The organism is Chloroflexota bacterium (assembly GCA_014360905.1).
Lineage (GTDB): Bacteria > Chloroflexota > Anaerolineae > UBA2200 > UBA2200 > JACIWX01.
Window position 1 is genome coordinate 147,772 of sequence record JACIWW010000001.1, and the last position, 23,614, is coordinate 171,385.

General features: G+C 56.0%; 15 protein-coding genes. All 15 read left to right on the forward strand.

Going from position 1 to position 23,614, the window contains the following annotated elements; genetic code table 11:
* Nucleotides 1-39: 39 nt before the first annotated feature.
* The 15 genes from H5T67_00740 to H5T67_00810 all read left to right on the forward strand — a co-directional run bounded on the left by H5T67_00740 (nucleotide 40) and on the right by H5T67_00810 (nucleotide 23,594).
* Entirely contained in the window at nucleotides 40-1,320 is a 1,281-nt protein-coding gene (locus H5T67_00740; protein MBC7243845.1) for an aconitase X catalytic domain-containing protein, read from the forward strand.
* Nucleotides 1,305-1,742 carry a DUF126 domain-containing protein gene (locus H5T67_00745; GenBank protein MBC7243846.1) on the forward strand — a complete coding sequence of 146 codons (438 nt, stop codon included), beginning with the start codon at nucleotides 1,305-1,307 and terminating at the stop codon, nucleotides 1,740-1,742. Before H5T67_00740 ends, H5T67_00745 begins: the two co-directional genes overlap by 16 nt.
* A gap of 22 nt (nucleotides 1,743-1,764) precedes the next feature.
* Entirely contained in the window at nucleotides 1,765-2,901 is a 1,137-nt protein-coding gene (locus tag H5T67_00750) for an FAD-binding oxidoreductase (protein MBC7243847.1), read from the forward strand.
* A 63-nt stretch (nucleotides 2,902-2,964) separates the two neighbouring features.
* Nucleotides 2,965-3,999: a proline racemase family protein gene (locus H5T67_00755; protein MBC7243848.1), complete on the forward strand. Its 1,035-nt coding sequence runs from the start codon at nucleotides 2,965-2,967 to the stop codon at nucleotides 3,997-3,999.
* Between the two features lie 99 nt (nucleotides 4,000-4,098).
* Complete coding sequence (locus tag H5T67_00760) at nucleotides 4,099-5,013, forward strand: dihydrodipicolinate synthase family protein (GenBank protein MBC7243849.1); 915 nt, start codon at nucleotides 4,099-4,101, stop codon at nucleotides 5,011-5,013.
* 137 nt (nucleotides 5,014-5,150) lie between these two features.
* Nucleotides 5,151-6,194, forward strand: coding sequence for a proline racemase family protein (locus H5T67_00765; protein MBC7243850.1), 1,044 nt, complete (start codon nucleotides 5,151-5,153; stop codon nucleotides 6,192-6,194).
* 12 nt (nucleotides 6,195-6,206) lie between these two features.
* On the forward strand, nucleotides 6,207-7,091 hold the full coding sequence (dapA, locus tag H5T67_00770) for a 4-hydroxy-tetrahydrodipicolinate synthase (protein ID MBC7243851.1): 885 nt from the start codon (nucleotides 6,207-6,209) through the stop codon (nucleotides 7,089-7,091).
* Nucleotides 7,092-7,106: 15 nt separating this feature from the next.
* Entirely contained in the window at nucleotides 7,107-8,780 is a 1,674-nt protein-coding gene (gene ilvD / locus H5T67_00775) for a dihydroxy-acid dehydratase (GenBank protein ID MBC7243852.1), read from the forward strand.
* A 27-nt stretch (nucleotides 8,781-8,807) separates the two neighbouring features.
* Complete coding sequence (locus H5T67_00780; GenBank protein MBC7243853.1) at nucleotides 8,808-10,691, forward strand: aldehyde ferredoxin oxidoreductase family protein; 1,884 nt, start codon at nucleotides 8,808-8,810, stop codon at nucleotides 10,689-10,691.
* Between the two features lie 20 nt (nucleotides 10,692-10,711).
* Complete coding sequence (locus tag H5T67_00785) at nucleotides 10,712-10,990, forward strand: MoaD/ThiS family protein (GenBank protein ID MBC7243854.1); 279 nt, start codon at nucleotides 10,712-10,714, stop codon at nucleotides 10,988-10,990.
* 39 nt (nucleotides 10,991-11,029) lie between these two features.
* Nucleotides 11,030-11,497: a YbaK/EbsC family protein gene (locus H5T67_00790; GenBank protein ID MBC7243855.1), complete on the forward strand. Its 468-nt coding sequence runs from the start codon at nucleotides 11,030-11,032 to the stop codon at nucleotides 11,495-11,497.
* A 259-nt stretch (nucleotides 11,498-11,756) separates the two neighbouring features.
* On the forward strand, nucleotides 11,757-15,575 hold the full coding sequence (locus H5T67_00795) for an AAA family ATPase (GenBank protein MBC7243856.1): 3,819 nt from the start codon (nucleotides 11,757-11,759) through the stop codon (nucleotides 15,573-15,575).
* Nucleotides 15,576-15,743: 168 nt separating this feature from the next.
* A complete protein-coding gene (locus tag H5T67_00800) occupies nucleotides 15,744-19,562 on the forward strand; it encodes a hypothetical protein (GenBank protein ID MBC7243857.1) in 3,819 nt (1,272 codons plus the stop codon).
* 178 nt (nucleotides 19,563-19,740) lie between these two features.
* Nucleotides 19,741-19,941 (forward strand): hypothetical protein, encoded by a 201-nt coding sequence (locus tag H5T67_00805; protein MBC7243858.1) that lies wholly within the window; start codon nucleotides 19,741-19,743, stop codon nucleotides 19,939-19,941.
* Complete coding sequence (locus H5T67_00810) at nucleotides 19,938-23,594, forward strand: DNRLRE domain-containing protein (GenBank protein ID MBC7243859.1); 3,657 nt, start codon at nucleotides 19,938-19,940, stop codon at nucleotides 23,592-23,594. Before H5T67_00805 ends, H5T67_00810 begins: the two co-directional genes overlap by 4 nt.
* Nucleotides 23,595-23,614 lie beyond the last annotated feature (20 nt).

Below are 23,614 nucleotides of genomic sequence, written 5' to 3' on the forward strand. Positions count from 1 at the left end.
CTCGCGCCAGGCTAAGCTCTTTATGCAATCGAGGCAAAAATGTCACTGAAACTCAGCGAAAAAGATCAACGCATGTTACGAGGAGAGTATGGCAAGGCAGCAAAGCTAGCCATGTCTATCCTGGTCAGGATGGCTGAAGTATATGGCGCCGAGGAAATGATCGACGTAAGCCTGGCACACATTGACGGCGTAGGGCTGCTGAGCGAAGCTAGTTTGGAGTTTGCGGAGACTCTAGCTTCATTGGGTGGAAAGGTTTCCATACCGACCACCCTTAACATGGTGCCACTCGACACGCAGCAGTGGCAAAAATGGCACATCCCTGAGGACTATGCCAGTCGTGCCCTCCGTCAGATTCAGGCTTATATTCACATGGGTTGTGTCCCTACCTGTACTTGCGCACCGTATCAAGGCTACCTAACGCCGAGGTTCGGCCAACAAATCGCTTGGGCTGAATCCAATGCAATTGTATTCGCCAATTCTGTCCTAGGCGCAAGAACCAATCGCTATGGGGACTATATAGACATTTGCGCTGCCATCACTGGCAGAGTTCCCAAATACGGCCTGCACCTCACTCCCAACCGCAAGGGCCAGCTCTTGCTGCGCTTGGTGGATATCGAGCCAGAAGCAATGATGAATGACATCTTCTACCCACTATTGGGCCATTTTTTGGGACGCATCGCAGAGGACAAGATCCCGGTCATCGCGGGGCTGCCTGCGCAGGTTAACGATGACCAATTCAAAGCTCTGGGGGCAGCAGCGGCTTCTTCAGGGGCTGTTGCCCTCTTCCATGCGGAGGGGATAACCCCAGAGGCGCCTACTCTGGAACAAGCCTTCCAGAATACGGCCCCAGAAAAGGTCATTCCTGTTCGTCCAGCGGAGTTGGTAGCCGCACTGAGAGAACTCTCCACAGCAAAAGCGGATACCCCACTCGATGCCATTGTCCTTGGCTGCCCCCACTTCTCTTTTGCGGAGTTTCAGCAACTGGCACGTTTGATCGAAGCCCAAGAGGGCCGAACAGTGCACTCAAGAGTGCGGTTTATTGTGCTAACCAATCAGCTCACTTACTCTCTGCTGCAGAGGAGCAACTTGATCACGCTGCTGACGGGCTTTGGCGTCCAAATTGTCTTGGATACTTGCGATTTCCACTGCCCAATACTTTCCCCAACGACGAAAGTGATTATGACCAACTCGGGAAAGCAAGCCTACTATGCCCCTGGCGAGCTGGGAGTGCAGGTTGCCCTTGGGAGCATGGCGGATTGTGTACAATCTGCAGTAGAAGGACATGTTGTTAGGAGAGAAACACTGTGGAAAGAATCATGATTGGGAAACCGGTCATACCTGGTTCAGCAAAGGGAGTAGCTGTAGTATCCAAAGAACCATTGAGCTTGTGGGGCGGCTTGAATGCCTACACCGGAGAGATCATTGACCGGCGACATGAGCGTTCAGGAGCTATTGTTACGGGCAAAGTATTCGTCTTTCCACAAGGCAGGGGCTCTAGCACAGCCAGCGCTATCCTCGTGGAGAGCGTAAAAGCGGGAACAGCCCCAGCCGCTATCATCAACCTAAAAGTGGATCCGATCCTGGCTTTGGGCGCAATTGTGGCTGATGAGCTATATCACAAAACTGTTCCCATCGTTGTTGTATCAGCGGAAGACTTTCAAACGATCCAGGAGGGCGATTATCTGGAGATCACGCTGGACGGCACGATTACCCTCCGTAGGAAGGACAACTTGACCACATGAAGATACATCGTAGGTTGGAGCTATGTCTCCTGACGTAGTGGTAATTGGCGGGGGCATCATTGGCGCTTGCTGCGCCTATTACCTCTCTCTTGCAGGGCTCAGGGTGTACCTTGTGGAGAGGGGTGGAATAGCCTCTGGTTGCTCAGGAGCCTGCCAATTCGGCATCGGACACATTAACTCAGGAATTGGCAGAGACCTAACCATAGCCAGTGGAAAGCTTTATGCTGACCTCGCTGAACAGCTTCCTCTGGATATCGAATACGATCGGGTGGGGAATATTTACATCGCAGATAGCCCTAAGGGCATGAAAGCGTTGGAACGCACTATGCAACTGGTGCAGCGCAGCGGAATGCGTTGCCAGCTCCTAAACGAAAAGGAATTGCACGAGTCGGAGCCTTATTTATCATCTGAGTTAGTGGGAGGGCTTTTCTTCCCGGATGATGCCAAGGTGCAGCCCATTCTAGCTACGCTGGCTTTTGTCAAAGCGGCCAAAGAGAGGGGAGCAACGATCCTGACCTTCACCGAAGTCACAGGCATTGAGCTTACAGCCAGCAAAGCGGTGACGGCCGTGTTTACAACGGCTGGGCGGATCCCAACAAAAGCCGTCGTGAATGCCGCAGGAGCTTGGAGTGCTTCCATCGGGAAAATGGTGGGCGTGGAAATACCCGTGATTCCACGCAAAGGCCACATCGTCGTAACGGAGCCTGTCCCTCCCATGATCAATACCTACCTATTGGATGCCAGTTACTTTGAGGCAGTAGAAGAGGATGCGCACAGAATTGCTGTCGCGATGGTGCTGGGACAAACACGCAGTGGTAACATCTTGTTGGGAAGCAGTCGGCAGTTCGCAGGCTTCGATCGCTCTGTGGACCACGAGGTGGTACGTTCCATGATCAACCGCTGCCTTCGCTTTCTGCCGGCCCTTGCCAATGTCCACGCCATTCGCATCTATGCAGGGCTGCGGCCGTACACGCCTGATCTCCTCCCTATCATTGATGGAGTCGAGGAGGTGCCAGGCTTTTACATCGCCGCAGGGCATGAGGGAGAGGGGATCACGATGGGGCCCATCACCGGCAAACTGATTAGTCAAATGATCACGGGGCAGAAACTTGATCTGCCTGTAGAACAGTTATCGTTATCGAGGTTCGTGAATTCCTGATTCGTTTTACGGGGCATGTAATCTGGTTGTTCGTTATCAATACTTAAAAGGAGGCACGTAACGATGAGATTTAATAGACTCATCACAGCGGTGGATTCACACACCGAAGGGGAGCCAGCGAGAGTTGTCATAGGCGGAATCCCTCCTATTCCTGGGAAAACCATGGTCGAGAAATGGCTGTGGGCGCAGAAGAATCTAGACGATGTGCGCACGATGCTCATGTTTGAACCGCGTGGCAGCAACATCCAGTCTGGTAGCATCATCACTGCGCCGGCGCATCCAGAAGCAGATGTGGGGGTGCTCTTCATCGAAGTCAGCGGCTTCCTGCCCATGTGTGGACATATGACTATTGCTACCTGCACAGTGTTGGTGGAAACAGGCATGGTGGAAGCCAAGGAACCGGTGACCAATATTGTCCTGGATACCCCAGCTGGGCTCGTCAGAGCAAAAGTGCGCGTTGCAAACGGCCAGGTACAGGATGTGACTTTCCAAAATGTCCCTGCTTTCCTTTATAAACGCGATGTGGTGGTTGACGTGCCCGAACTGGGAAAAGTGAGGCTAGACATTGCATGGGGCGGAAATTTCTATGCTATTCTCCCTGCAGAGAGCGTAGGTTTGGAACTGGTCCCCGAACGCGCCAAAGAGATCGTGGACAAGGGTTCGAAGATAAGGGAAGCGGTCTTTGATCAGGTACAAATCGCGCATCCGGAAAACCCGGCTATTGACCGCTGCACTCACGTGCGGTTTGTAGCACCGTCCACCAATCCGAAAGCAACGGCAAAGAATGCCGTCCTCTATGGGGTTGAAGCCATAGATCGTTCCCCATGTGGTACGGGGACATCAGCAGAAATGGCTGCTCGCTATGCCAAGGGTGAACTCAAATTGAATGAAGAGTTTGTCAGCGAAAGCATCATTGGCAGCCTTTTCTATGGCAAACTCATAGAGGAAACAACCGTAGGTTCGTTCCCTGCAGTCGTGCCCACGATCAGAGGCAGCGCCTACATCAGCGGTCTTCAGCAATTCGTGCTCGATCCCAGGGATCCCTGGCCGCATGGATTCTATGTGGGGCCAAAGAGCAAATGGGGTGCCGAGTTCTAGACTAGACTGGTAAACCAGCACCCGACGAACAAAAGATGGTTTCGCCCTTCAGTAGGTCAAAATACAAGGCTAATCAAATTATCGAGGAGGTATTCGCTTATGGACAAGCAATCAAAAAGTGCTCGCAAGCCATTGGAAGGTGTTTTCCCTCTGCTACCCTTTGCTATAAAAGAAAACCAGGAGCCTGACTTGGATGGACTGGCGCATAACGTTGAGTTCCTGGCCAAATCGGGCGTCCATGGCTTCATCATCTTCGGCTGCATGGGAGAATTCTATGCCCCCAGCGAAGCAGAATTCAACCTGGTTGTAGATGCGGCAGTGCAAGCCGCAGCTGGAAGGCTGGCAGTCGTTGTGGGAACTACCTTCCAGAATGCGAAGGAATGTATTCGCCGAACCAAGTATGCTGAACGCGCCGGTGCCGATGGGGTCATGATTGCGCCTCCCTACGTGATTAACCCCACCGAGGAGGTTGTTTTCGAACACTATCGCGCCATCAACGAGGTGGTGGATGAGATTCAAATCATGGCTTACAACTATCCGCCTCTTCCCAGGGGATTCAACATGACTCCTGCCTTCTGGGACAGGCTCCTAGAGCTGGAGCACATCAAGGCAGTAAAGGAATCCAATGGCGACGTCTGGCATCGGGTGAATGTGCTCACCAAAATAGCCGACAAGATCAACGTCTTCTCCGGTGGCGAGGGATGGCTGTTCAGCGATGTCCTGTTAGGGGGCAAGGGAATCGTGTCGCTATTCGGGATTGCCGTTCCAAAAGCGGTGCTGGCTTTGTACAATGCCTGTATGAATAGGGATCTGAACAAAGCGATACCCTTGTACCGCAAGTTCACGCAACTTTGCGGCTACCTCACTTCCGAAAATGAGGTGGCATACCTCAAAGCGACCGCTGAGATTGGCGGACAGAAAGCTGGCCGTCCCAGAGCGCCTTATCAACCATTGGACCCAGCAGTGCACCAAGTGCTGGAAAGATATTTAACTGAACTCGCTTCAATAGAATAAGCTTCATAAGCGATAGTTTGGTCCCTTGCTCGAGAGCGCACCTACCATTCTGCATCTCGACATGCAGGGGACGCCATAGGCGATGCCCGTTCGGACAAGATAGCCTATTAGGCAGAAATTAGGAGGGGACGATCGCGATGAAATTCAGCAGAATACTTACCGCAATTGACTCGCATACCGGGGGCAACCCAGAGAGAGTGGTCATCGGAGGAGTGCCGCCCATCCCTGGGGAGACTATGTTGGAGAAACTGAAATACGTGCGCCACCATTTGGACTCCCTCCGTACCTTTCTCGTGCACGAACCTCGGGGGCATAGCAACATGTATGCTTCCTTGCTCATTCCACCCACAGTGGATGGCGCAGATTTTGGAGTGCTCTACCTAGAGCCAGGTGGTTACGCGACCATGTGCGGGCACGGCACCATTGCCATTTGCACCGTCTTGGTGGAAATGGGCATGGTGACAGTGAAAGAGCCGATGACCAGGATTGTGCTCGACACCCCTGCCGGCATAGTCCAAGCCGACGTGGCAGTGAAAGATGGCATGGCGGAGTCTGTAACCATTCAGAACGTCCCCTCCTTTCTCTATAAAGCAGATGTAGAGGTGGATGTCCCAGGAATAGGGCGGGTAAAGGTGGACATTGCCTACGGCGGCAATTTTTACGCCATCCTGCCCGCAGAGAGTGTAGGCTTGGAGATCTCACCAGAGCATGCGAACGAAATTATCTCATGTGGCACTAAGATTTGGCAAGCAGTCAATGAACAGGTAGAGATCCACCACCCAGAAGCTCCAGAAATCAATTGTATCAATTATGTAGAGTTCTCTGCGCCGCCAACACACCCAAAAGCCACGCTGAAGAACGCGGTTGTGGTGCCCCCTGCTGGCATAGACCGCTCTCCTTGCGGCACTGGGACAAGCGCCAAGATGGCTACGCTCTACGCCAAGGGAGAATTGGGTTTGCACGAGGAATTCGTCCACGAGAGCATTATCGGCAGCCTTTTCTACGGTCGGCTAATTGAGGAGACCAAGGTCGGTCCGTTTGCTGCGGTCGTGCCCACGATCAAAGGCAGCGCCTATATCATGGGCATCCAACAGTTCGTGCTCGACCCCAGAGACCCCTTCCCCACCGGGTTTCTGCTGGGAAAGCAGGAAAAACTGTACGGCGTTGATTTTGGCTCCTAAGGAGGCTATGTAATGGAAAAGTGGCGTGGGGTCTATGCGGTCATGCTCACTCCTTTCCAAGCCGATGAATCGTTGGACAAGGAAGCACTGAGGAGACATATAGACTTTTTGATTGCAGAGGGGATTCATGGCATTATCGCAACGGGCAGCACAGGGGAATTTGCCTCCCTGTCTGACGAAGAACACAAGAGAGTGGTGGACATCACCATTGAGCAAGCGCGTGGCAGGGTGCCTGTGCTGGTGGGTTCGGCAGCCAATTCCACCCAACATACCATTATGTATTCTCAGTATGCAGAACAGGCCGGTGCGGATGGCTTGATGGTCGTCGCCCCCTACTATTGCCACCCCAGCGAACGGGAACTATATGAGCATTACAAAGCTGTGGCTGAAAGCGTACGCATCCCGATCATGATCTACAACAATCCGGTGACTAGCGGAGTGGATATGCGTCCAGAGCTACTGGCACGGCTGGCTGAGATCGATAATATTTCTTATGTCAAAGAAGCCACTGGTGATATCCGGCGTGTTGGGCAGATTAAGAGACTATGCGGCGATAAGATGAGTGTCTTCGTTGGCTGCGACAACGTCATGTTGGAATGCTGGCTCATGGGCGCTGATGGTTGGGTATCTGGTTCAGCCAATATCATTCCCGCCCGATGCGTTGAGCTGTACGAACTTACAATCAAGGGGCAAATTGACCAAGCCAGAGAGCTGTATTACCGGATGCTGCCCCTGGGAGATATGCTTGACCTCGAAGGGTCGTTTGTCCAATACCTGAAAGCCGGTTCGGAATTGCTAGGACGTCCGCTAGGAAAGCCCAGAAGACCTCTGTTGCCACCTCTGGAAGAAGATCTTGAGAGGCTGAAAGCGGCACTTGACCTGGTAACCGGGAAATGAGGATAGGAGGTAAGCTTGGAAACACGGCATAACTTCTTTGTCGGTCCACAGGCGGCACACCGCAGGCAGATATACAAAGGTGCTGGCTACACACACGATGATTTTGGCAAGCCATTGATCGGAGTAGCCAACTCTTGGACAGAAGCCTCGCCTGCACACATGCATCTCCGGCAACTGGCGGAAGTGGTAAAAGCAGGAATCTGGCAGGCCGGAGGAGTCCCGTTCGAGTTTGGACTTTTTGCTACCTGCGGCAACATCGCTATCGGGACAGAAAACATGAAGTACGAGCTGGCGATCCGCGATGTCCTTGCGGCGTCCATAGAAATTATGTCCATGGTGCATCTGTTTGATGGCTTGGTCCTACTGGCTTCGTGCGACAACATTATCCCCGGCCACCTCATGGGCGCAATTAGGGTAGATTTGCCCTCCATCATGGTCACTGGCGGGCCAATGCTAGCGGGAAAATGGCGCGAAGGCACGGTATTAGCCCCCGATGTGAATGAGGCAGTGTTCGGTGCCCTCCCCCTGAAGCACATTAGCGAACAAGACCTGCGCGAAATGGAGGAATGTTCTTGTCCTGGGCCTGGCGCCTGTCCGGTCATGGGGACTGCCAACACTATGCAAATTCTGACCGAGGCCATGGGCATGGCTCTATCTGGCTCAGCCACAATTCCCGCCATCTCAGCGGATAGATTAAAGGTGGCTCGCCGGTCCGGTCAGCGTATTGTTGAACTGGTGAAAGAGGATGTGCGTCCTTCTCGTATCCTCGATGAGAGAGCCCTCAGGAATGCTATCGTCGTGAATGCAGCGATTGGTGGCTCCACAAATGCACCTCTCCATATCATTAGCATGGGAAAAGAGCTTGGAATACAAATAGAACTGGATTTGTTCGATGAAATCAGCCGTAAGACTCCGCTTTTAGCTTCTGTCATCCCCAATGGCCCTCATACGGTAGTTGATTTCCACGAGGCGGGGGGAGTCCCTGCATTGCTGAAAGAATTGGGAGACCTGATCGACGGCAGTGCTTTGACCGTTGATGGCAGGACTGTGGGTGAAAATGTCCAACAAGTTCGTGGAAGCCGGGGCCCTGCTATCTCCAGCAGGGATCAGCCGGTGCAAGCCGAGGGCGGTCTGGCTGTGCTCAAGGGAAACATCGCGCCTCGTGGCGCCATCGTGCGCACCTCTGCCATCAAGAAGGAAATGCTAGTACACAGAGGTCCAGCGAAAACCTTTAACAGCGACCAAGAAGCCTGGAAAGCGATTATAGAAGGCAGAATCCAACCTGGCGATGTGATCGTGGTGCGTTATGAAGGCCCCAAAGGCGCACCAGGCATGAAGGAGGTGATGCTATCTACCGATGCCCTATATCGTATTGGCCTGGAGGGTTCGGTCGGACTGATTACCGATGGCCGTTTTTCTGGGTTCAACCGCGGTCCCATTGTGGGTCACGTATCGCCAGAAGCCATGGAGGGCGGCGTTATCGCCATCATCGAAGATGGGGATATGATTGAGATTAACATCCCCGCTCGCCAGTTGCACGTGGAGTTGCCGGAAGAAGAGATTCAAAGACGCCTAGCCCACTGGCGCGCACCAGAACCCAAGACCAAGACGGGGTTCCTCGCACTTTATGCGCAGATGGCATTGCCAGCCGATCAAGGCGCGGCAATGCAGAAATGGAGACATACCTAAACTAAACCACATAGAAGGAGGGTGAAAATGTTCGGCTACATGGGGAAAATCCTACGCGTGAATCTCACCAACAACAGAATAACGGTCGAGAAGTTGGCAGAGGACGTTGCCAGAGCCTTCCTTGGCGGTAGAGGCTTGGGTGCGAAAATATTGTTTGATGAACTCAAGCCCGGCATTGACCCTCTAGGCCCTGAGAACAAACTGGTTGTAGCCGCCGGCGTGGTGACGGGCTTGCCTTTCGGCGGAAATTGCCGCTACGTCATTGCGGGCAAATCACCACTAACCGGCATTTGGGGAGAGTCGAACGCCAGCGGCTTCTTCGGGCCAGAACTCCGATTCGCTGGTTTCGACGCTATTATCATCGAGGGGCAGGCTGAAAAGCCAGTCTATCTGTGGATCCACAATGGCAAAGCTGAGATCAGAGCTGCCAGCCATCTGTGGGGCAAAATCACCGGGGACACCGAAAGGTTGATCAAAGAGGAGCTGAAAGATGAGCATATACGGATCGCCTTGATAGGGCCAGGTGGCGAGAATCTGGTGAGGTACGCTTGTGTGCTGAGCGATATCCACCATGCTAACGGCAGAAGTGGCATGGGTGCCGTGATGGGCTCAAAGAAGCTCAAGGCGATTGCGGTTCGTGGCACCCAGAAGATCCCGCTTGTAGACCGCGAACGAGTCCTCCAACTCGCTAAGCAAGCAAATCAGGAAGTGTGGGAAGGTGCCTACAAAGACCTATTGCATAAGTATGGCAGCGACGGTGACTTGGATGACCTCCATGCCACAGGCCGATTGCCAACGAAGAACTTCCAAAAATGCACCTTCGATGATTATGAAAACATCACTGGAGAAACCATCGCAGAAACAATCTTGGTAAGACGGGATCCCTGTTTTGCCTGCCCCGTGACATGCAACTTGGTAGTTGCTGCCAAAGAGCCGTACGAGGTTGATCCAACCTATGGTGGACCAGAGTACGAGACGGCCGCTGCCTTAGGCTCCCTGTGCATGAACGGCAACCTGGTTGTCTTGTGCAAGGCCAACGAACTCTGCAATAAGTACTCGCTAGATACCATTTCGACCGGCGTGACGATCGCCTTTGCCATGGAATGCTACGAGAAGGGCCTGATCACTAAGGAAGACACTGGTGGGCTGGAGCTGACTTGGGGCAGCGACCAAGCGATCATCCAGCTCATCGAGAAGATTGCCAAACGAGAAGGCATTGGCAATCTGCTGGCTGAAGGAGTCAAGAGAGCAGCGGAGAAAATTGGCAGAGGCGCCCAGAGTTTTGCTATGCATATTAAGGGGCAGGAAGTGCCTATGCACGAACCCAGAGGAAAGAAAGGCGTTGGATTGTCCTATGCTGTCTCTAATCGGGGAGCCTGCCACCTTCAAGCCGAACACGACGACTTCTTCGAGGATCCTGCCTGGCTATTCCCCGAAATTGGCCTAGACAAGACAATAGACAGGCTAGATATGGGGAGAGAGAAAGCCAGGATGGTTAAGGTTTTAGGGGACTTTAAGGCTCTCTATGATAGCCTCTCTGTGTGCATGTATGCATCATGGCCCGAAGGCGGCGTCAGGTTGCAGACGATCAAAGATATAGTAGCAGCCGCAACCGGATGGGATGTCACCTTGGCTGAACTGATGACCGTCGGAGAAAGGGCATTCAACCTTTGCCGTGCTTTCAACGTTCGGGAGGGGATTTCGAGAAAAGACGATGTGCTACCCACACGGCTGATGGAGCCGCTTCCCGAAGGTCTGTATCAGGGTGAAGCCATCCCAGAGGACCAGTTCCGCCAAATGCTAGACTACTACTATGAGTTCCGGGGATGGAATAAAGAAACAGGTATCCCAACTAAGGAAAAACTGGAGGAACTGGGGCTGGGATACGTGGCTGCAAAACTTAAGGCCTAAAGCGGAGTGGATGAACCGCTATGAAGCTCACCATCGGCTTCTATTGTGGACTTGCACGGCGTCTGAGCAAGGAAACAGAAGCGGAGATAGAGGTAAACGATGGCGCTACCCTGCGCGACGTTGGTGCAGCTCTGGCACAGAGATTTCCTGCCTTTTTGGGACCGCTCATCACTCCAGGGACACATGATCTCGTGGAACCGCACTTTTTCCATGTGAATGGCCGCCGCGCTGCTAACATGGATATGCCTGTGCAGGAAGGAGATCGCATCCTATTGATGACTGTTACAGCGGGAGGCTAGAGGAGGCAGGAGTTGTGCCAGCAATCAGCACCGAAGCGACTGCCACCCAGCGTACAAAGAGTTCAGGAAGCACTCCAGCACTTGGGCTTTCCATACCAAGTGCTGGAGTTGCCACAAAGCACGCACACGGCTGCCGAAGCCGCACAAGCCGTGGGCTGCACCGTTGGGCAAATCGTCAAGTCCCTGGTCTTCCGTGGCAAAGAGACGCACAAGCCCATCCTAGTCCTTGCCAGCGGTGCTAACCGCGTGAACGAAAAAATGCTCGCGCAACTAATCGGCGAGCCCGTCGAGAAAGCAGATGCCGACTATGTGCGCGAGCAAACCGGTTTTGCCATTGGTGGCGTGCCACCTATTGGCCACATCCAGCCGCTTCCAACTTATATTGACCATGATTTGCTGCAGTATGACGAAATCTGGGCAGCAGCCGGCACGCCTCACGCTGTTTTCCGCCTCACGCCCACTGCTCTGGTGCGCATGACCGGTGGTACGGTCATCCCTGTCGCATAACCACCCAGCTGCGCCCGGGCAGTGATGGACGATCATCAATAAGTGCCACCACGAATAGCGGCATGGTGCATCCGCTTATTCGGTGACATCTGCTATTCAACAACTTGCCCGAACCGTGCTAGCTATTTGGCATAAGCATCAGGAGTGTGCTATAATCACATTGGCACAGCCTGTTGTCTTTGGATAGCAGTAGTTCCTTCGTTGTCAACTGCACTCGTGAGGGGTTCCCCACGGAGTACTGAATAGAAAGGGACTCACCATGCCTGCTTTGAGGCTGTATTTCCTTGGTCCGCTGGAGATCAGCTGGGATGGCCAGCCCTTGCCGACCCCTGCCACGCGTAAAGCGCAGTCCTTGCTCGCCTACTTGGTGATGAACCGCACCCGGCCACAACTTCGCGACCGCTTGGTTGATCTGTTCTGGGGAGAACAACCAATGCACAAGGCACGCCGTTCCCTTGCTACAGCGCTATGGCATATCCGTCGTTGCCTACCCACTGAACAGTTCATCCAGAGCGATGTATACACCGTCCAGTTTGTCGCACAAGGGAACCTATGGCTTGATGTAGACGAATGCGAATCCGCTCTAGGCGCCAACGACCTCTTTACTCTACAGCGCGGAATAACGCTCTATCGAGGTGATTTCCTCGATGGTTTTTATGATGACTGGGTAATCAACGAACGCTACCGGCTGCAGAGCCTCTTCCTGGAAGGCCTCTCGCGTCTGATAGCTGGCTACGAGGCAGTGGGAAATCATCGCGCAGCATTGGCTACTGCACTCCGTCTCCTGGAGTGTGATCCGTTACGAGAGGATGCGCATCGTGCGGCCATGCGGGCCTATTGCCAATTAGGACAGCGCAACGCAGCTTTGCAGCAATATGCACGTTGCCGTGCCATCGTCCGGGAAGAGATAGATGTTGAGCCGACAGCGGAAACGACTGAGCTTTACCAGCGCATCCTGGATGGCCGGCATCCAGTAGTCCCAGCTGTAGATGCTGTCCAAATCACTACCCCAAACCCGGTGCCGACAGCTCCGCGCACATACGGCCCACCACAGATTGCAGAACCTACACGACTGGTTGGACGAGAGAACGAACTAGCCTTCTTGCTGGAGAGCTGGCAATCAGCGACAGAAGGTAAAGGCGGCTTTGTGCTGATCGAGGGCGAGGCAGGTGTGGGCAAAACCCGTCTCGCGCAGGAGCTGGCCAATCGTCTGCATTGGCGGGGGGTGCGCCTGCTGTGGGGCCGTTGTTACGAGTTCGAGCGGCATCTGCCATACCAGCCCATCGCCGAATCTTTGCGCTCCATCTTGCCAACCATATCAGCAACAGAACTGGAGTGCTTCCCAACCTGGGTGCTAGCTGAGGTATCGCGCCTGGTACCTGAACTGGCCGAGCGCCGCCCAGGGCTTTCGCTACCAGTGCTAAATAGCCTGGATGAAGAACGGACACGCTTGTTTGACAGCGTGGTCCGATTCGTGGCCGAGTTATCCTCTCACGAGGCAATCCTTATGGTCCTCGAAGACCTGCACTGGGCCACTGATTCGACACTGCAATTGCTCCATTATCTGGTCCGTCAAACCTTGCATTCTCCCATTTTGATTGTAGGCACGTTCCGCGCAGAATCGGTCGGTGTCGGACATCCATTACATGGGCTGATGTCGGTATTGTCTCAGGAGGGATACTGCAAGCTGCTCAGGCTTGCTTGTCTCTCCGCTGCAGCAGTGCAGGACTTGCTCATTGAGATGTCGGGCGCAGGGGACAGCGTTCTACCTTTGGCCAAACGCTTGCACGCAGAAACGGAGGGTAACCCCTTCTTTCTTATGGAAACCGTCCAGGCACTATTTGAGACGGGCACACTGTATAGGGAAGAGGGAGTGTGGAGTGGCGACTTTGCCCGATTGAGCTGTGGGCATCTTCCGCTCCCTACAAGCATCAGCGCGGCCGTGCAGGCCCGAGTGAACCAGCTGAGCGAGGCAGCGCAGGAAGCATTGCATGTTGCCTCTGTAGCCGGTATGGAATTTGACTTCGACCTGCTCCGAACCGCGTGGCAGCATGACACAGAAGAAACACTGCAGGCTTTGGACGACTTGCTCCGGTATAGAGTGATCGAAGAACACATGGATCCCCTGGGTCGTGACTATGCCTTTGTCCATCAAAAGATCCAAGAGGTTGTCTATGCTAGCCTTCCGTTGCGGCGGAGGCAGTACTTACATGCCTTGGTGGGACAGGCCATGGAGTGCATCTACAGGAGTAAGATAGAACAGTTGGCAGGTGAGCTTGCCTTTCACTTTCAGCATGGCCGCTTGGTGGCACCAGAACTCACTGAAAAGGCGTTCCGCTATCTCCTACAGGCTGGAGACCGGGCACGACTGCTTGGCGCTCACAGCGAGGCGCTGGATTTCTATCATAGAGCATTACCACTATTGGAGGAGTTGGACCTACCTGACCTGGCCGCTCGCACATGGATGAAGACAGGACTCGCTCATCACAATGCTTTCCAGTTTCGCGCGGCCCACCGCGCCTACGAGCAGGGATTCACTCTCTGGAAGAAGGCTCAGGCGCAACAACCAGCTCGCCTAGCCGCCGCGCCACATGCACTCCGCGTGGCATGGTGGGACCCGACTACCCTTGACCCTGCCCTATCAGGTGAGACCGCTTCTGGGGGCGTGATAGACCAGCTATTCTGTGGCCTAGTGGAGCTGAGCGCGGACATGGAAATCCTGCCCTCAATCGCTGAGAGTTGGGAAGTTCTCGACGGGGGTCGCCGCTACGTCTTTTATCTCCGGGAGGACGCGCGGTGGAGCAATGGCCATGCGGTAACAGCACATGATTTCGAGTTTGCCTGGAAAAGGGCGCTGGACCCTAAAACTGGCGCGCCGCTGGCCAGTGCCCTGTATGATATCAAAGGAGCCAAAGTTTATCACGAAGGAGCCATGTTTGACCAGACACAGCTCGGCGTAAGCGCTCTGAACGACACCACTCTGTCCATCGAACTAGCCGAACCCGCGGGTTATTTCCTGCAAATTTTGGCTCTCCCGGTGGCTTATGCAGTTCCGCACTCTGTGGTGCAACAGCACGGGCCAGCCTGGACTGACTTAGCTCATCTGGTAGTCAATGGCCCCTTTCAGATCGAAGCCTGGAGGCATGGCGAATCCATGACACTGGTACGCAACCCAGCTTACTCCAGTCGTTCCAGGGGTAACGTGCAACACGTGGAGCTATGCCTCCTTGGCAGGGACACTGCGAAAGTTCTCTATGATGCGCACGAGCTAGACTTGTTCGATTTGCGGGGCCTGGTATCAGCCGAACTGGACCGCTTGCGCCAGATACACGCCGAGGACTATATCTCCGTCCCATGTCCTACCACCTGGTATCTGGCCTTTGACACAAGGAAACCGCCTTTTGATGACATGCGTGTACGACAGGCTCTTGCCTTGGCTATTGACAAGGAGAGGCTAGTCAATGTAGCCACAGGTGGTATCCACTCGCCGGCAAGTGGTGGTTTAGTGCCACCAGCCATGCTCGGTTATTCACCAGGCATTGCTCTGCCTTACCACCTAGAGCGAGCTCAACAACTTCTTGCGGAAGCTGGCTACCCCGGAGGGAGTGGCTTTCCAAGCCAGGAGCTGCAATGCGACGCTTATCCACGTACGGGGCCTCTAGCCAGCGAATTACAGAGGCAGTGGCAAGAGCACCTCCACATTCTGGTTCCCTTCGAGCTGCCGACTCTGCCCAGCTTCATGCACAGGGTGGAAGACAAATCCTCCCACCTTTTCCTCAGTGGCTGGGCGGCTGACTACCCCGACCCCGATAATTTCCTACGCGTCTGCTTGCAATGGCAGCGGACAGGGTGGCAAAACACGGCGTACAGCACGCTAGTGGAAAAAGCCAGGCAAACACCGCAGGCTGTCGAACGCATGCAGTTGTTTGGAGAAGCCGAGCGCATCCTGATCGCGGAGGCAGCGCTTATCCCCCTGACTCACGAGCGGCTGCACCTCCTGGTCAAGCCCTGGGTCAAGCTCCCCTTATCACCATTCAGATGGTGGTTCTGGAAGGACGTCATTATCGCTGCACATTGAGCGGAATTTGACGCTTTTTTGATACCCCTGTGCTAAACTGGCGATAGTACCAGATTGGAGCCGGACAAACCTGCCAAGGTCCGTGCTGATACTATGATTCAGTCACCCAAAACCCTGACCTTGGTATGAGAGTGTTGAGAAACCTTGCCACCCTGAAGGGAGTATATCATGCGATGTACAACCACACGAAAGATACTGATAATTAGCTTACTGGCCTTCCTGATGAGCTTCATTCAGCCATGTAGCGCCCCTGCCGAGGTTAATGTGTGGACCAGCATCGGACCCGAAGGTGGAAACATCTGCACCCTGGCAGTTGATCCGCAGCATCCGGCCACGCTGTATGCCGGGACATTCGGCGGCGGCGTGTTCAAAAGCACGGACGGCGGCGCAAGCTGGACTGCGGTCAACACCGGCCTGACTGAACTGGCTCATAGCTACGTCCAGGCCCTTGCGATCCACCCGCAGACACCGGCTACACTGTATGCTGGGACGCCCGCCGGCGTGCTCAAGACGATCAACGGCGGCGCAAGCTGGAGCGCGGTCAATACCGGCCTGACGAACACCGATGTCAGGGTTCTAGCGATCGACCCACAAACGCCAAGCACGCTCTACGCCGGCACTTGGGGTGGCGGCGTGTTCAAGAGCACGAATGGCGGCAGCAACTGGAGCATCGTGAGCACAGAGCTGGCCAGTGCTTACGTCCAGTCTCTGGCGATCAATCCGCAGAACCCAGCCACGCTCTACGCCGGGACATCCGCAGGCGGAGTCTTCAAGAGCACCAACAGCGGGGCAAATTGGAGTGCAGTCAACACCGGCCTAACCACTGTCTACCCCATCAACGCTCTGGCAATCAACCCTCAGGACCCGGCCACACTCTATGCTGGCACAGGTGGTAGCGGCGTCTTCAAGAGCACCAACAGCGGGGCAAATTGGAGTGCAGTCAACACCGGCCTGGCCAATGGCAACATGATAGCCCTGGCAATCAATTCCCAGGATCCGGCTGCACTCTACGCTGGGACATACGGCGGCGGGGTGTTCAAGAGCACGAACGGCGGAGGAAACTGGAGCGCGGTCAACACCGGCCTGGCCAATGGCAACGTCATGGCTTTATCCACCAACCCGCAAAATCCGGCTACGCTCTATGCTGCCACAGACGGAGGCGGTGTATTCAAGAGCACGAACGGCGGAGGAAACTGGAGCGCGGTCAACACCGGCCTTATCGCTACCAACGTCAGGGCCATTGCACTCGATCCTCAGACACCCACCACAGTGTACGCCGGAACGGAGGGAGGATTGTTCAAGAGCACCGATGGCGGGGCGAACTGGAGTGCAATCAGCTCTGGCCTGACCAATACCGACGTGATGGTCTTGGCTATCAATCCGCAAAACCCGGCCACGCTCTATGCCGGCGCACATGCCGGGGGCGTGTTCAAGAGCACGAACGGCGGGGCGAACTGGGTCGCAGTCAACAGCGGCCTGACCAATCCCTATGTCGGGGCCCTGGCGATCGACTTGCAGCAGCCAGCCACGCTTTATGCGGGGACAGGCGGTGGCGTATTCAAGAGCACAAACGGCGGGGGGAGCTGGAGCGCGGTGAACACCGGCCTGGCGAATGCCAACGTGATGGCCTTAGCGATCAACCCGCAGACACCGGCTACGCTCTATGCCGGGACGTGGGGTGGCGGCATCTTCAAGAGCACGAACGGCGGGGCGAGCTGGAGTGTGTCTAACACCGGCATGGCCAGTCCATACGTTAGGATCCTGGCGATCAATCCACAGACGCCTACCACTCTCTATGCCGGGACACCCGCCGGCGTGTTCAGGAGCACGGACGGCGGCGGGAACTGGAGCGTCGTGAACGCTGGCTTGACCGATACCTACATTGTGGCCCTGGCAATCGACCCACGGACACCCACCACGCTCTACGCCGGGACAGGGGGCGGCGGCGTGTTCAAAAGCACGGACGGCGGCGGAAGTTGGAGCGCGCTCAACGCCGGCCTGAGCAACACCTACGTCAGAGCATTGGCCATCGACCCGCAGACACCGACCACAGTCTATGCCGGGACATGGGGCAGCGGCGCGTTCAAGACACAGGCCTCTGGCGTTCCGCCTGGGCCGCCTGTTTGGATCAGCATTGGGCCTGAAGGTGGAGGCATTTTGGACCTGGCGATCGATCCGCAGACGCCGACAACCCTCTACGCTGGGACATGGAACGGCGTGTTCAAGAGCATCAATGGTGGGGGAGAATGGACGGCAATCAACACCGGTCTGCCCAATACCTACTTTTGGGCCCTGGCGATCGACCCCCAGACGCCAACAACCCTCTACGCTGGGACATTTGAGGGCGGTGTGTTCAAGAGCACGGATGGCGGAGGGAATTGGAGACCGGTCAACAACGGCCTGCCCAGGCCCTGCATCGAGGCCCTGGCGATCGACCCGCAGACGCCAGCTACACTCTATGCCGCGACGACATGGGACGGTGTATTCAAGAGCACAGATGGCGGGAGTAACTGGACGGCAGTCAACACCGGCCTGACCAATACCTGGGTTCAGGCTCTGGCGGTCGACCCGCAGACGCCGGCCACCCTCTATGCCGCGACATATGGCGGCGTGTTCAAGAGCACAGACGGCGGCGGGAACTGGGTCAACAGCGGCTTGACCGCTACCGTTGTTTGGACCCTGGCGATCGACCCCCACACGCCGGCCACGCTCTACGCCGGAACGTGGGGTGACGGCATCTTCAAGAGCACAAACGGCGGAGGCAACTGGAGCGCGGTCAACAGCGGGCTGCCCCACTGGCACCATACGTACTTGATCTACGTCCAGTTCCTGGCGACTGATCCGCAGCATCCGGCTACGCTCTATGCTGCCATAGTCGGCGACGGCGTATTCAAGAGCATAGACGGTGGAGGCAACTGGAGCGCGGTCAACACTGGCCTGACCAATGCTTACCCTGAGACGCTGGCGGTCGATCCGCAGAACCCGGCCACACTTTATGCCGGGACAGGAAGCGGCGTGTTCAAAAGCACCGATAGTGGGGGGAAGTGGACGGCGGTCAACAGTGGCCTGCTCGCCCACTGGGTTTATGCCTTAGCGATCGACCCACGGAATCCGGCTGCACTCTACGCTGGGACATACGGCGGCGGGGTGTTCAAGAGCATGAACGGCGGGGGCAACTGGAGCACAGTCAACACTGGCCTGACCAATACATTCATTGACGCTCTAGCGATTGACCCACAGCATCCAGACACGCTCTATGCTGGGACACACGGCGACGGGGTGTTCAAGAGCACGAACGGCGGGGGCAACTGGAGCACAGTCAACACTGGCCTGTACAATACCTACATCCAGGATCTGGCAATCGACCCGACAACCCCAACCACCCTCTACGCTGCGACTGGGAGCGGTGTGTTCAAGAGCACAGACGGCGGGGTCTACTGGACGGCAGTCAATACTGGCCTGACCGATACGCATGCCCATGCCCTGGCGATTGACCCGCAGAGTCCAGCGACACTCTATGTCGGAACCTGGGGTGGCGGTGTATTCAAGAGCACAAATGGCGGGGGGAACTGGAGCACAGTCAACACCGGCCTAACCAATGCTAAGGTTGCTGTCCTGGCGATTGACCCGCAGCATCCAGCTACGCTTTACGCCGGGACAGATGGTGGCGTGTTCAAGAGCATCAACGGCGGGGCGAACTGGAGGGAAGTCAACACTGGCCTGACCAGCAATTTCGTCAGAGCCTTGGCGATTGATCCCCAGACCCCAACCACGCTCTATGCCGGAACTTGGGTCAGGGGCGTATTCAAGAGCACCGACAGTGGGGAGCAGTGGAGGGCAGTCAACGCTGGGCTGACCACTAACAACGTCAAGGCTCTGGCGATTGACCCGCAGCATCCAGCCACGGTCTATGCTGGGACAGATGGCGGTGTATTCAAGACGTTGGGCTATACGCTGTACCTGTCGCTTGTTCGACGCAACCGCTAGAACGGGAAAGAGAAGGAACAGTGGGCTAGCCCTGCGCAAGGCACCTCGCGGCTACGGCGGTGACAACCGTCCCTTGCCTGTCAGAGCACAGGTGCCTCAGGCAGGCCGTGCCAGCGGGCACGGTTGCTTAACTGGTTGTTCTACTACGATGAGGAAAGCGGAGATAAAGGAAAAAGACATGGAACGAGGATCGCTCCCTGTGATGAATACCTTCGTTGTGCGCCTGTGGACGGAGCGGTCAGCCGAAGGAGCCCATTGGCGAGGGCGGATTGAGCATGTGCAAAGCAGAGAAAGTGCCATATTCTCTGATACAGAGGGCATGCTGGACTTTATCGGGCGTTTCGTGGAGATGAACCGAGGGAAGGAGAGTACAGGATGAGGATTCTGAAGTTGCTTGTTCTTGTATTTGTCGTGTTCGCTCTCAATTTAGGAAACCTCCGCATGGAGGTAACGCCTGTCGCAGAACACGAGAGCCTGCCCGTGCAGCGAACTGACAGCAAGTCCTGGCTACAGGTACGGGAAACTGCGACGCCAACTGACACGGTCATCCGACCAACGCGTACGCCCACGCCCACCGACACGGTCATCCGGCCGACGCGCACACCCACACCCACGGATACCTTCGTCGGGCCAACGCACACCTTCACTCCTGTTGGTCCTGACGTCAAACCGCCTACCCCTACCGACACCACCGTTCTGCCCACACGCACGCGTACACCCACGCCCACCTTCACTCCTGTTGGCCCTGACACCGGACCGACGTGGACTGCCACGCCTACCAACACCACCGTCGTGCCCACGCCAACGCACACGCGGCCCGTCGAATTCATCCCGCGTACCTTCAGCGGGGTCGTCTACCTAGGTGAGCCGGGCAATCGGGCGCACCCCTTACCCGACATTACTGTGCACCTCTTGAAAGCACCGATCTACTGCGACATAGGCACACTCGTGACTACGGTGCGCACCGATGGGTTAGGACGCTTCGTGCTCGAATCGGCCATTCCGTCAAGCGATGAGGAGCTCTATCTCAACCTGGCTCTGGGAAACGAAGATATCCATGTAGCTGGCGCGAACTCGCAGAGCGGCGGCCGCCTCACCAGCGAGGGCTGGCTGCAGTTTGAGCAGGTTGGGTCCGGTGTCTACGACAGCAACGAGTTCTTTGTCACATCTCTCGTCGGTCAACGACTGCTCACGTTCCCTGCGGTCGCTGACGCGCACATCAGCCAGGGTTCGCCCAGCAGCAACTACGGTAACTCCAGCATGCTGCACACGAGTTACACGGCCGGCGCTACTCCCCTGTCGGAGCAAGCCTTGCTCTTCTTCGACCTTTCGGCCATCCCCTGGAACACCGAGGTCCTTAAAGCCACACTGCACGTCTATTTGCAGGAAGCAGGGGGAGACGCCAAGGTGTGCATGGCAGTGCACGCAATTCAAGAGGAATGGTGCGAGGGACCCCTGTGCTGGATTCTGCCACCTGTCACGTGGAACAAACAGCCTGGCCACGCCTTGGTTGCCAGCGCTGACCAGGTTGTAGGCCTGGAGCCCGGCTACCGGGTTTGGGACGCGACCGCGCTGGTCCAGGAGTGGGTCAGCCACCCTGCCTGGAACTATGGCATGGCTCTACTCGGCGAGGAGAAGGGCGCTGGCTGGACGCGCATCTTTTCCAGTCGCGAGGGCAGCAATCCCCCTTACCTGACCGTTTATGTCCCGTTGGGCACGCACATTGTGACTCCCACCCCCACCAAATCGCCCACGCCCATTGCCCTGGATTTGCAGGTAGATGCCATCGAAGTAACACAGTCCATCCAGTGCAAGGACAACCCCAACTGCCCAGACAATGCCGTGCCCATGGTTGCCGGGAAGATGACCTTTGCCCGCGTGTACATCAAGGTCAGCGGCTCCATGCAAGACGTACCCAATGTTTCGGCGCGGGCCATTGCCAAGGTAGGCGGGCAACAGCTCACTGCCTGGCCTATCAACCCCACCATTACTGCCAAATTGACCCCCGACCGAGCGCAGTTCAACGACACCCTCAACTTTTACCTCCACGGCGTGTCTAGTTCGGGAACATTGGAAGTGGAGGTGAATCCATTTGGCACCATTCCCGAGAGCAACTATAACAACAACAAAAAGACGGTGAACCTCAACTTCGTCACCACCCCTCCCCTGCGCATCGTGCCCATCTGGATCTGGTACGCAGAGGGTGGAAAGAACGAGATCGTAGACTGGACCATGCCTGGGAACCTGCAGGGCTACCTGAAAAAGGTGCTACCGGTGGGGGACATCCAGTGGTACTTGCCCCCGAATCCTGTGCTGAACTGGAGCCAGGCGATCGGACCGGAGCAAGCAAGCTGGAGCGAACTCTTGGCGAAGATCAATGACCTAAGGAACAAGAATCCCTCGATGCCATCCGATGCACACTGGTATGGTATGATACCGTTCAAGGTAGCTCAGGGCAGCATCTCCGGCCTTGCCTACATGGCAGGCCATGCTGCCATTGGCCGCGTGCCCGTGCAACACGAGAACCTGGAGGATGGCGCCGACATTCTGGTGCACGAGCTAGGACACAACTTTAACCGGGGGCATGCCCCCTGTGGACTACCCGATGGCGAGGTAGCAGCGCCCTACCCTTATGCCAATGCCATAATCGCCGACTATGGCTGGGATTGGAACTTTGCCGGCGGGGACAAGGTGCCATCGTATCCCGATGGCTACGTGGTGCCCAAGACCTCGTATGACTTGATGAGTTATTGCCAAGACGAATGGGTGTCGGAGTACACCTATCGCGCCATACTGTCTTACCGTGGGAGCACGGCGGCAGCCAGCAAGGCAGAGGATGATAGAGCAAGCGTTCAAATGAGAGACTCGCACGGCTCGAACGCTGATCTGCGGCCTTATCTATTCGCTTCGGGCTTCATCGGTGCAGGAGAGGCCAGTCTTGATCCATGGTCCATCCTGGAGCGCCCGGCTGGCTCCCACGACGGACCAGGCACGGGACCATATCAACTGCACCTGCTGGCGGAGAATGGTTCGACCCTGTTCGAGCGCCGCTTTAACGTGCAGGCTACGACGCACACTCTGCTGCCGGGGGCGACAGCGCCGGGAACGCAGAACAGCAGCCTTCCGTTTTACGAGATCCTGCCTTGGTACCCTGACACAGCCAGGATTCAGATCCGGCAGGGGGAGCAGCTCTTGGCAGAGCGGATCGTCAGCGCGCACCCACCGACGGTAGAACTGACTTTGCCTCAGGGTGGGGAACTGTGGGTTCCCGACGGGCAGTACCACATTGAATGGCAAGCTAGTGATCCAGATAGCAGCGTGTTATGGTTCGACGTGGCTTTCAGCCGCGACAATGGCGAAACCTGGGAGGTTGTCGCCACCCGCCTGCAGGAGCCAGAGTTACTAGTGCGCGGAGATCAGTTCCCAGGCACGGAGACAGCACGAGTCAGAGTCTACGCCTCGGATGGAGTGCGCACGTCCAGTGCAACAAGTGAGCCATTTGCAGTGCAGCGCAAGCCGCCGCAGGTCTTTATCGCCGTGCCGGAGAACGGCCTAGTGGTTCCTCCGGGGACATCCTTGATGCTGAGCGGTCTCGTTTTCGACCGGGAGGATAGCCCCCTTGCTGACTTGCTCATGCACTGGTACTCTGACCGCGATGGCCCACTGGGCAGCGGAGACGAGATAATGGTGCAATCGCTGTCATCGGGCAAGCATGTCATTACACTCACGGCTGTTGACAGTGACAGCATGGAGAGCAGCGCCCAAGTTACCGTCTTTATCGGTTACCAGTTGCACTTGCCGGTGCTCTTGAAGATATTCCCACCGCCGCCGACTGGCTTCACTGACCACTTTGAGGACGGCACACTCACTGGCTGGACGCCTAACCTCGGATTGTGGACCAATTCTGGCTATCGCATGCGTGGCGAATACACACTGGGCAACGCCTGGAACATCAGGAACGTCAGCGCCATAAAAACGTTTTCAAGATCAGCAAGCGAGCGCCTTACTAGGGTCTGGCCAGTCAATCCATGACAGTACAACGCAATCATCCT